This window comes from Stenomitos frigidus ULC18 (genome assembly GCF_003003795.1).
Lineage (GTDB): Bacteria > Cyanobacteriota > Cyanobacteriia > Leptolyngbyales > Leptolyngbyaceae > Stenomitos > Stenomitos frigidus_A.
Genome location: NZ_PVWK01000166.1, coordinates 1 through 11,107 on the forward strand (window position 1 = coordinate 1; position 11,107 = coordinate 11,107).

The following is an 11,107-nucleotide window of genomic DNA, read 5'->3' on the forward strand; positions in this document are numbered from 1 at the left end:
TGGCGGTTTACGACAGCCGATGCACGCATCAAACTACAGCGACTTTACCCATCAACTGAAAATTGACAGACCACTAGTCGTCGCAGCAATGCCGCTTCTAATTGGCTCAGTGGGTTTGCTTGGATCAAATCAGGCAAACGCTACTAATCCATCACGTCAAGTGGCGCAGGCTGCAGAGCCATCCAACCAGCAGCCAAATGGACAGCGGCGACCGCCCAAAATCGATTTTGCTGCTGCTGCCACAAAGTTGGGGGTAACAGAAGCTCAGTTAAAGGCGGCTCTAGGAGTACCGGCTCAGCCACCCAGTCAGTCCGATCGTTCACAGCGCCCTCGCCCCGACTTTAAGGCTGCGGCTGCCAAGCTAGGCGTGACCGAGCAAAAGCTCAAAGAGGCTCTGGGAGTGCCTGCTCAGCCACCGAGTCAGGCCGATCGCTCCCAGCGCCCCCCTCGTCCAGACTTCAAAGCTGCTGCCGCCAAGCTTGGAGTGACCGAAGAGCAATTAGTGCAGGCGCTTGGCGTTCCACCACGTCCGCCTCAGGATGGCAACCAATCTGGCGGCGATCGACCGTCTCAGCCATAGCCTCGAAGCGTAGTCAGCCAGTCCATCAAGGGGGATTGGCTGACCCCTTTCAGTCTTATGCCCATTCATTTTGCAATACTTCTCGGCTAGTCAATCAAGATCAAGCGATGACATTCGCCCCTTTTGTTGTCTACCCGCAGGGCTTAAAATCCCCAATGCTAGGGGCTTGTGAAGATGGTTGGAAGCCCCCAGCATTGGGGATGGGGGCTTTCGAGGGTTTTAAAACACGCTCTAGGGGGCTTAATCGAGCGGTATTGATTCATTTTGTTCATGGAAACGGGTTGTTGCCTCTGGCTGCTACCGAGATCCTCGTCTGCGGAGTCGATCGATCGTCACTGCCACAATAATCACCAGACCTTTGACCACAAGCTGCCAGAAGTAAGACATATTGAGCAGCGTCAGACCGTTATTCAGCACAGCGATAATCAGCGCACCGAGCAATGTTCCGGGCATGGTGCCAATGCCACCCGTAAAGCTAGTGCCGCCCAAAATGACAGCGGCGATCGCGTCCAACTCGTACCCATTACCCAGCAATCCAGTCGCGCTGTAGAGACGGCTAGAACTCATGATGCCTGCGAGACCTGCCAGCAAACCGCTGACACCGTAGACAAACAGCAGCACCCGGTTCACTTTGATGCCTGTGAGTCGTGCTGCCCGTTGGTTGCCACCCACGGCATAAATCTGTACGCCCAGCACGGTACGTCGCAAGATAAACCAGCTTGCCCCGATCGCCAGCAGTGCAATCACCACTAGCCAGGGCAATGGCCCCAGATAGTTATTGCCAATCCAGGCGAAACCGAGGTCACGGTTAATGACCGTTGTGCCGTTTGCCACGAGGTAGGCCGCGCCCCGCCATGCAGTGAGTGCGCCCAAGGTGACAATGAACGGCGGCAAATCCAGGAAGGCAATCAGGGCACCGTTCGCCAAGCCCATCAGTAACCCTGTGAGCAGTGCTACAGGAATAGCGGCCCAGCTCAAGGCGGGTAGTAAGGAGACTAAGACGGCAACGACAGCGGATACACCTAAGATCGAGCCAACGGATAGATCAATACCACCGGTCAGAATGACAAACGTCATCCCGGTTGCCAGGACGATGTTGATAGAGGCTTGCCGTGCAATGTTGACCAGATTGCCGGGAGTGAGAAAGCTCGGCGAAAGGACAGTGAACAGGATACAAATGAGCAACAAAATGGGTAGAATACCTGCAACTTGCAACCAGTTCTTTGTGCCACCCCGAGATCGCGCTTTGGGTCGATCGCCTGCCCTACCATCCATTGGTCTTAATTCGGTTTGACTCATGATGCCGTTACCTCCGATGCTCCTGTGGCGTAAGCCATGACGTTCTCCTGTGTAATGTCTATCCCCGTGGTGCCACCTAATTCGCCGACCAGTTGCCCTTCGCGCATGACCAGAACACGATCGCTCATGCCCACGATTTCTGCCAATTCACTAGACACCATGAGAATGGCAACCCCCTGCGCTGCTAGATCGCTGATGATGCGGTAGATCTCGCTTTTGGCACCAATGTCAACACCACGGGTGGGTTCATCGAGCAGCAGCACTCTCGGCTTAATCGCCAGCCAGCGCGCCAGTAAGAGCTTTTGCTGGTTTCCACCTGACAAATCCATCGCGCGGATTTCCAGGTTAGCCAGCCGGATGTTGAAGCTTTCGACCGCATCCTCCGCAATTTTGTCGATCGTGCCAAAGTTGATGACACCCACTCTAGAATCCTGTCGGAGCGAATTGAGCGCAATATTTTTCCCAGAACTCATTTCGAGAAACAAGCCCTGGTCTTTGCGATCTTCAGGAACGTAACCAATGCCAGCCTCGATCGCATCACCCGGCGAATTGATTTTCAGGCGTTCACCATTGAGAAAAACGTCACCGCTGGCCTTAGGATCAGCACCAAAAATCAGCCGCGATAGCTCTGTCCGTCCCGCACCAACTAGACCTGAAAGCCCCACGATTTCGCCTGCATGGAGCGTTAAATTCGTTGGTTTCACCTTTCGCCCGTCGCTGATATTTCGCACTTCCAACACCGCAGCACCGACTGTGGTTTGCCGCTGATGTTCGTAGAAATCTCCCATCGTTCTGCCGACCATCATTTGCACGAGTCGGTCTGCCGAAATTTCGTCGCGGGTTAGACTGCCGATATATTCGCCATCGCGCAGGACGCTGATCCGGTCTGCTAGTGCATACACTTCTTCCATACGGTGGCTGATATAGATGATGGCAATGCCATCACTTCGCAGTTTGCGGATGACGTCAAACAGTCGCACAGCTTCTCGATCGGACAACGCTGCGGTTGGCTCATCCATCACCAGAATGCGGCTCTTGTCTTTCAGCGCACGGGCGATTTCAAGCTGCTGTTGTTCAGCGATCGATAGATTGGATACCACATCATTCGGTCCAAAATCTGCCCCTAAACTGGCCAGAACATCAGCTGCCTGACGTTCCATCTGGGCACGATCGAGGAACTGTCCCCGGCTCAATTCGCTACCCATAAAGATATTTTCTGTCACGGTCAAATTAGGCGCGACGTTCAATTCTTGATAAATTAGCGTAATGCCGACACGACGCGCGGTTCCTGGGTCAGCAATAGTTACCGTTTCACCGTTAATGCGAATTTCACCGTCATCGGCAATATACGCTCCGGCAAGAATCTTCATTAGCGTGCTTTTGCCGGCACCATTTTCACCCATTAAGGCGTGCACTTCACCGGGATAAATCGTCAAATTGACGTTTTGTAGCGCAGGCACACCATGAAAGCGTTTGGTAATGCCTCGCATTTCCAACACTGGCGTCGCGATCGGTGCGTTGGGCACAGAGGTTTGTGTATCGATGGTCATGAACAACTCCTGAAATTAAAGCCTATTAGCCTGTCCAGCCTTTGTAGCTGCTGACGTTGTCACGGGTAATGAGCTTGACCGGAATCAAAATATTGGGATTGGCTGGCTTTTTGCCATGCAAAATATCGTTGCCAACCTGGACTGCCTTTTGTGTCATCCCCAATGGATCTTGGGCTGCAGTCGCCACAAAGAGGCTTTTAGGGTCTTCGATCGCCTGTTTTGCTTCGGGTGCGCCATCCACACTCACAATGAAAAATTCGTCCCGCTTCGCCTGCTTGGCTGCCAGTTCTGCACCAATGCCGCTGGGATCATTGATGGAAAAAACCGCATCGATTTTAGGAAACGACGTGAGTAGATCGGTCATTACGCGCAACCCACCATCACGGCTACCTTCGGCATTTTGGTCTTTCGATAACACCTTGATGCCAGGATTTTTAGCGAAAACTTCTTCACAACCTTTGACCCGATCGAGCACCGAATTAACCGGGGGGCCGTTCACAACGACTACATTGCCCTTACCCTTGAGGCGATCGACAATATACTGACAACTGAGTTCGCCTGCTTGCACATTGTTGGATGTAATCGTCGCATCCACACCGCCATCAGCTCCCGTATCGACTGCAATGACAATGGCTCCTGCTCGTTTAGCTTTAGCAACGGCTGGCGCAATGCCTTTACTATCTGCTGCATTCAGAATGATGACATTCGTACTTGAGGCCACGAAGTTTTCAATCTGGTTAAACTGTTGGTTCAAGTCATAGCCACTGGAAACAATAGTGGTTCTCACATTGTCTCCGCCAATCTTCTTAGCTTCTGCTGCGGCTCCACGACCCATCAAGACGAAAAAGGGATTGCTGAGGTCGCCAACTGTGACCGCGATCGATTTCAAATCACCGCTTTGCATGGCCTGACTGGTGCCCTCATTGGTTTGAGAACCCGGCGTACAAGCGGCGAAGGTACCGCCAGCAAGACCGATGATGCCAGCCAAAATGCCACTCTGTCGAATCACGCGACGAATTGCTACTCTCTTCACGTTTATTTCCACCCAACTCATTAACGAAAAGTCGGCAGAATCAAGACCCACAAACAGACTCAAGACAAACAATCACTGAAACGCCTCAATTAGAGTTTGGCGCTCAATTACTATCTGCAATACCAACTTTTTTTTACAACACTCTTGCTCAAAGAAGAGGACTATTTGCCTCTAACATTGCGATGCCTAAAATTACACAAAAATTAATCTTTGTGTAGAATCAAGGGATAAACTTGTTTTTTTAAGCGTCGCTAAACGTGTGTAAGCTGGCTAGTGCAACCAGCTAAAACTATTAGCAGATGTTGTTACTAAGTTGTTACTTAAGAACTGCAGGGTTTGATTTAATTCCACTTTCTAAGTTTCTATCCTAACGTGATGTTTTGCAAAATTAACTCATGATTCGGGCGTCTATGTCTAAAGATAGAGTTGTGATAGTGCATCGCTCAAACCCTTGCTGTTGAAATATTTCGGCTTTTCTCCTAACAGCAAATGCACCTTAAACTTAATAAAAAGTAACTTCTGCCCTCTTAATTTAAGCCACTCTTTAAGCACATGAACAAACCACACGTGATCATTTTTGGCAGCATCAATATGGATTTAGTTGCCAGGACTCCAACCTTGCCAGTACCGGGTGAAACACTGCTTGGTTACAGCTTCGCCACTGTTCCTGGTGGGAAAGGTGCAAACCAGGCGGTCGCGGTTGCTCGACTGAATATACCCACCGTCATGGTAGGGCGTGTGGGTAGTGATGGGTTTGGGCAAGAGTTATTGTCTAGCCTACAAACGGCTAGCGTTGACACGACGGATGTGTTGGTGGATGACTCCCAACATTCTGGTGTGGCAATGATTGCGGTTGATGACCACAGCGAGAATCACATCATTGTGATTCCAGGTGCGAATGGGCAAGTGGATGCGACTGATGTCGATCGCCTGTCGCGCCATTTACCAGGAGCGGCTGCACTCTTACTGCAATTTGAGATCCCGTTACCGGCGGTCTTGGCTGCTGCAAAAGCGGCCCATCATGCGGGAGTACGCGTCATTTTAGATCCAGCACCGGCGCTATCGGACTTTTCAACCGAACTCTACTCCTACGTGAGCATTATCACGCCCAACGCGATCGAAGCGGCACACCTGGTTGGGTTCTCAGTTGATGACCCCTCTACAGCCGCCCAAGCCGCCACAGTGCTGCATCAACGTGGTGTGGAAACAGTCGTCATTAAATTGGGCGCAAAGGGCGTTTTCTGCGCGACGCCTGAAGAATCCTTCTTTATCCCCGCGTTCCACGTGAAGGCTGTAGACACGGTTGCGGCTGGCGATGCCTTCAATGGTGGCCTGAGTGCTGCTCTGGCAGAAGGTTTACCCATTCGACAGGCAATTACCTGGGGTGCTGCGACTGGAGCGCTAGCGGCTACAAAGTCAGGCGCGCAGTCGTCCTTGCCCGATCGCGCCACAGTGGAAGCATTTCTTAGCACGCACGATCGGCGTTAGCTACAGCGTTTTTAGATAAACGCTCTACACGTGCTGATTGACTGTCAGTCAAGCATCTGCATGTGACTATCGGGTCAGCAGCAACACAAAGCAAAGGGTCAGCAACTAAAAATAGTTACTGACCCTTTGCTACTACTATCTATTTAAGCGATCGCTTAAGCAGGCATCAACACAGTGTCAATGATGTGAATAACGCCATTATCAGCAGCAACATCAGGTGTTGAAACTGTAGCATTATTGATTTTGACACCGTGAGAAGCATCAATTTTCACATCTGATCCTTCAACTGTAGTTGCTGATTTGAGCTTAGCAACATCCGCTGCTGTCACTTTACCTGCAACGACGTGATAGGTCAGAATTTGCTTAAGTTTTGGAAGATCTTTGAGCAAGCCATCAACGGTTCCTGCGGGAAGCTTAGCAAACGCTGCATCCGTAGGAGCAAAAACAGTAAATGGGCCTTTTCCTTTCAATGTTTCTACCAGATTAGCAGCTTTTACAGCAGCAACTAAAGTGCTGAAAGAGCCTGCATTAACCGCAGTGTCAACGATATCAGCCATGTTTTCTACCTGGTTTAGTGTGTCTGTTAATGACTATAAACTACTTTTCAACGAAATAGGGTCGATTCCTATTAATAAACCTATTTTGTTTAGCCTTGTGCATCATTATATGAGTTTCGTATATATAGAAGAAGACGGCTACTTTCGCACCTTAAAATGAGAATAAGCTTGGATTAAAAGCTAGAGAACATCTGTCTATAGGCTGATTTGTCTTCTAAAAATTTGATTGGATTTTCTAACACAAAATTTGATTAAAAAACCTGAATGACTCTAAAAAGAATTTGTCTTGCTTGAACCACTTTTTTAGAGTGAATTCTGAAAAGCTTTTGACTCAACTTTTTGCCTCATATCAATTTCGTATGAATCTATATGGAACTGTCGGTTGGGTTGAGTCTAACGAAACCCAACAGCGTTAATGCTGACGTACGTAAGCCTGGCATGGCTGCGGTTGGGTTGAACAGCGTGAAAACCCAACCGCCAATGCATGATTCTGTGCAGCTTCAAAAAGAATTGGTATCACGAGTTTGCAAGCAGCAAAAGAGCATAACAACGGACTGGTGGGGTCGCTTTTCCTTCTTCCTAGAGGGATACTTTGGGTGAAACTATTGATCAGACGGCATTTCGAGCATGATGTGAGGCGATCGCGACCCTTGAAGGTACTGGAGCGATCGCTCTCCTGCAATGATTGCTTGAAGACAAAAGCGATCATCTTTGCTGTGGGCAAGCATTATGCAACGTCGATCGCCTATGGTCGTAGCAGGGATACACACAAAGGAAATGAAGACGTGAAGAGTCAACAGACACAGACTTTGGGAACAACGGTCTTACTGGTCATTGTCGGTATCGTGGCGTTGCTGTCGCTGAATGCCTTTGTCATCATCAATCCCGGTGAAGCTGGAGTTATTAGCATTTTGGGCAAAGCGCGTGATGGCGAATTGTTGGAAGGCATCCATGTCAAGCCACCGTTTGTCTCCAGAGTCGATATTTATGATTTGACGGTGCAGAAGTTTGAAGTACCTGCGCAAAGTTCCACCCGTGACTTGCAGGATCTGACGGCCAGCTTTGCCATCAACTTTCGCTTAGATCCTACTCAAGTCGTGAACATTCGGCGAACACAGGGGAGTTTGCAAAATATTGTGGCGAAGATTATTGCACCTCAAACGCAGGAATCCTTTAAGATTGCTGCCGCTCGTCGCACGATCGAAGAAGCCATTACTAAGCGTGATGAGTTAAAGCAGGATTTTGATATGGCGCTAGGTGGTCGCCTGAATAAATACGGCATCATCATTCTTGATACCAGCGTCGTTGATTTGAAGTTCTCGCCTGAATTTTCTCACGCGGTAGAAGAAAAGCAAATTGCGGAACAGCGAGCCCAACGAGCCGTTTATGTTGCCCAGGAAGCCGAGCAAGAAGCCGAAGCAACGGTGAATCGCTCGAAGGGGCAAGCAGAAGCGCAACGGTTGCTGCGCGAGACGTTGACACCGGAACTGCTTCAGAAACAGGCGATCGAGAAATGGGACGGCAAGTTTCCACAGGTCATGGGCGGCAATGGTGCTCTACCCTTCATCAATCTCGATACTACGAAGCTGCAGACGAAGTAGCTCATCGCTCAAGACCCACTTTGCAAAGCTAGCAGGGGTTGGTACACTGCCAGCAAGGCATTGCCCAACATGAGGCAGACAATGGCAAGACGACCCAGAGCCATCCAGTGAGCGAGACTACCCGCATTCTCATTTTAGGCGGCACAGGCGATGCAGCCGCACTGGCTGCCCAGGTTTCCCTCTTGTCAGACGTGGAGGTGATGACCTCTCTGGCAGGACGAACGCAGCAACCGTCTGAGTTGTCGGGTAGTGTCCGTGTGGGTGGCTTTGGTGGCTCTGAAGGCTTAGTCAGGTATCTCAAAGAGCAACGCATCAATGTGCTGATCGATGCAACGCATCCGTTTGCTGCACAAATATCCTGGAATGCGGCTTCAGCAGTCGTAGAGGCAAACATTCCGCATCTCATGCTAGTGCGTCCTGCCTGGAAGAAAGTGACGGACGATCGCTGGCTGGAAGTCGAGAGCGTCGAAGCGGCCGCGCAAGCGATACCGTCTAATGCTCAGCGGATCTTTCTCACCATCGGCAGACAGCAGCTCGCGCCCTTTACGTTATTGACCGAGCACTGGTTTCTGATGCGATCGATTGATCCACCTGCACCTGACATCGCGCTGCCCAATGGTGAATTGTTGCTTGATCGCGGTCCTTTCACGGTTGAAAACGAGATCGCACTCTTGAAGCAGCACGCTATTGAAGCGATCGTCAGCAAAAACAGTGGTGGTGATGCGACGTACGCCAAAATTGCTGCGGCCAGAGAGTTGGAGCTTCCCGTCGTGATGGTTCAGCGTCCGACAAGGCCCTCTGGGGAGCGAGTCAAAGATGTGGCAAGTGCGGTGGCGTGGCTCAAACAGCGACTCTAGAGAGCAATCAGCCATCAATGGTTGGGCCTGTAGGGACGTTACAGGTAACGTCCCTACAGACGGCTAGAAGCTGGGGACTATGCCTGCAAAAGCGTTTGAATCTCTTTCTCAATATCTTCCGGCTTAGTTAAGGAGGAATAACGACTCACGACCTTACCTGTACGATCGACCAAAAATTTCGTGAAGTTCCACTTAATCGCTTCAGTGCCCAAAATTCCTGGGGCGGTTTTCGTCAAGTACTTGTAGAGCGGATGGGCATTTTGACCATTCACGTCGATTTTTTGAAACAGTGGAAACGTCACGCCAAAACGCATTTCACAAAACGATTGGATTTCAGCCGTACTGCCTGGTTCCTGCTGCCCAAACTGGTTACAGGGAAAGCCCAAAATCACAAAGCCCTGGCTGGTGTACTTGTCGTAAAGCGCTTGCAACCCTTTGTACTGCGGTGTAAAGCCGCACGCGCTGGCAGTATTCACAATCAGCAGCACGTTGTTTTGATAGGTGCTCAGGCTAATAGGCTTACCCTCAATGCTAGTGGCAGTGAAGTCATAAATGGATTGGGAGGCTGTGGCTGTCATAATAAAAACGCTTAGTAAAACTAAACACTATCTTCACGCTGATTTTACCACTGCCCATTGCGTGATGGGCGCGAGCGATCGCCAGCCCAAAAAGCGCCCAATGGGTTCAGCTCGTTGAACGGTAATCCGTGTAAAGGTGCCACCAACCTTCTCTTGCCACTGAAAGAGCCGCCGCTCACCCTCGATCGTGACCACATTGGCAACTAGGCGACCACCAGGCGGCAGGGCTGCCCAACAGGTTTCGAGCATGCCGTCTGCAGTGACGCCACCACCAATAAAAATCGCGTTGGGCTGAGGCAAATCCTTTAACGTAGCGGGTGCTTTGCCATCGATAATATGCAGCCCAGGCGTACCGAGCGCAGCGGCGTTATCAGCAATGTACTGGGTTCTGGCTTTCTCGATGGCGATCGCCCGACAACGGGGATGGCTCCGCATCCACTCAATGGCGATCGACCCACAGCCTGCGCCTACATCCCACAAGAGTTCTCCCGGTATAGGAGCAAGAGCAGAAAGAGTCAGCGCTCGTACTTCGCGTTTGGTCAGTTGTCCATCGTGATGATAGGCATCGTCTGGTAATCCTGGTGTGCGTGGCAGAGTCGTGGTACCTGGATCAGCAATGCACTCGACCGCGATCGCGCTGAGATCAGCTAGATCCGTTTCGCGCCAGTTAGAGGCAATGCCTTCTATGTGACGTTCATGAACACCACCCAACCGTTCCAAGACGATCATGGAGCTGTTGCCAAAGCCACGCCGGGTTAATCGATCGGCAACGATCGCGGGAGTTTGCTTTCCTTCGCTCAAAATCAAGAGTTTGGCACCAGGATACAGATAGGTGTGCAGCAACTCAGGCGGACGATTGCACAGGCTCACCGTTTCGACCTCGGTAAGCGACCAACCCAAACGAGCGCAAGCAAGGCTAAAGGTGGATGGTGCCGGGAGAATGGTCATCTCCTCAAGGGGAATGCGACGCAGCAGCGTCACACCAATGCCGTACCACATGGGATCGCCACTTGCCAGCACACAAATCGCTTGCCTACGACGACGCAAAATTTCGTCGATCGACTCACGCAGAGGCGATGTCCAAACCAGACGTTCGCGATCGTCGTTGGGGAGCATGGCAAGATGGCGATCGCCACCCACCAGCACGTCAGCATGGTCAATGAGAGTACGGGCGATCGGACTGAGTCCCGCTAACCCATCTTCACCAATCCCCACCACCGAAAGCCATTTCCGAGTCATAGAGCAGCACTGAGTTATTTACGAATACTAGAAAATTACTTGAGGTGGCAGCGGTCAGCGGTCAGCTTTAAAGATCCATGCCGACTGCTAATAGCGGCAGCGCTACTCTAATTAAATATTCTTGTCACTACGCCTCTCGTCGAGGAATAAAAGCTGACCGCTGATCGCTGACTGCTAAGTAGGAAGGCACAATCATTTGTAGGATGGGTTAGCGGTAGCGTAACCCATGCAGGTGTTGGGTTTCATGCTTCAACCCAACCTTGTATCTTGAGGCTTAGGTAACCCGTCCCAACCTGGGTAGAAAAAACCGCTTTGTAGCTTGGGT

At 50.8% G+C, this 11,107-nt stretch carries 10 protein-coding genes; 4 read left to right on the forward strand and 6 right to left on the reverse strand.

The annotated features are described in order from the left end of the window. The coding region (locus tag C7B82_RS31115) for a hypothetical protein (RefSeq protein WP_339375221.1) at nucleotides 1–580 on the forward strand (580 nt) is incomplete at its 5' end. Nucleotides 581–877: 297 nt separating this feature from the next. On the opposite strand, the gene C7B82_RS31120 is transcribed toward C7B82_RS31115, so the two are convergent. The 3 genes from C7B82_RS31120 to C7B82_RS31130 are packed head-to-tail and all read right to left on the reverse strand — an operon-like array spanning nucleotide 878 to nucleotide 4,462. Beyond that, complete coding sequence (locus tag C7B82_RS31120) at nucleotides 878–1,879, reverse strand: ABC transporter permease subunit (protein WP_106261222.1); 1,002 nt, start codon at nucleotides 1,877–1,879, stop codon at nucleotides 878–880. Next, nucleotides 1,876–3,429, reverse strand: coding sequence for a sugar ABC transporter ATP-binding protein (locus C7B82_RS31125; RefSeq protein WP_106261224.1), 1,554 nt, complete (start codon nucleotides 3,427–3,429; stop codon nucleotides 1,876–1,878). The genes C7B82_RS31120 and C7B82_RS31125 overlap by 4 nt, the downstream gene beginning before the upstream one ends. Before the next feature lie 25 nt (nucleotides 3,430–3,454). Further along, nucleotides 3,455–4,462, reverse strand: coding sequence for an ABC transporter substrate-binding protein (locus tag C7B82_RS31130; RefSeq protein ID WP_245940179.1), 1,008 nt, complete (start codon nucleotides 4,460–4,462; stop codon nucleotides 3,455–3,457). 552 nt (nucleotides 4,463–5,014) lie between these two features. On the opposite strand from C7B82_RS31130, the gene rbsK reads away from it, so the two are divergent. Beyond that, nucleotides 5,015–5,950 (forward strand): ribokinase, encoded by a 936-nt coding sequence (gene rbsK, locus C7B82_RS31135; RefSeq protein ID WP_106261225.1) that lies wholly within the window; start codon nucleotides 5,015–5,017, stop codon nucleotides 5,948–5,950. A 155-nt stretch (nucleotides 5,951–6,105) separates the two neighbouring features. Here the strand turns inward: rbsK and C7B82_RS31140 are convergent, their stop codons facing one another. Further along, nucleotides 6,106–6,507, reverse strand: a complete 402-nt coding sequence (locus C7B82_RS31140) for a fasciclin domain-containing protein (RefSeq protein ID WP_106261227.1) — start codon at nucleotides 6,505–6,507, stop codon at nucleotides 6,106–6,108. 596 nt (nucleotides 6,508–7,103) lie between these two features. Here C7B82_RS31140 and C7B82_RS31150 point away from each other — a divergent pair. Then, nucleotides 7,104–8,108 (forward strand): prohibitin family protein, encoded by a 1,005-nt coding sequence (locus tag C7B82_RS31150; protein WP_339375222.1) that lies wholly within the window; start codon nucleotides 7,104–7,106, stop codon nucleotides 8,106–8,108. Nucleotides 8,109–8,146: 38 nt separating this feature from the next. Then, complete coding sequence (locus C7B82_RS31155) at nucleotides 8,147–8,965, forward strand: cobalt-precorrin-6A reductase (protein WP_245940180.1); 819 nt, start codon at nucleotides 8,147–8,149, stop codon at nucleotides 8,963–8,965. Between the two features lie 77 nt (nucleotides 8,966–9,042). Here the strand turns inward: C7B82_RS31155 and C7B82_RS31160 are convergent, their stop codons facing one another. Both C7B82_RS31160 and cbiE read right to left on the reverse strand, forming a co-directional pair. Continuing rightward, nucleotides 9,043–9,543: a glutathione peroxidase gene (locus C7B82_RS31160; RefSeq protein WP_181357815.1), complete on the reverse strand. Its 501-nt coding sequence runs from the start codon at nucleotides 9,541–9,543 to the stop codon at nucleotides 9,043–9,045. Nucleotides 9,544–9,576: 33 nt separating this feature from the next. Beyond that, entirely contained in the window at nucleotides 9,577–10,782 is a 1,206-nt protein-coding gene (gene cbiE / locus C7B82_RS31165; protein WP_106261232.1) for a precorrin-6y C5,15-methyltransferase (decarboxylating) subunit CbiE, read from the reverse strand. Between the last annotated feature and the right edge of the window lie 325 nt (nucleotides 10,783–11,107).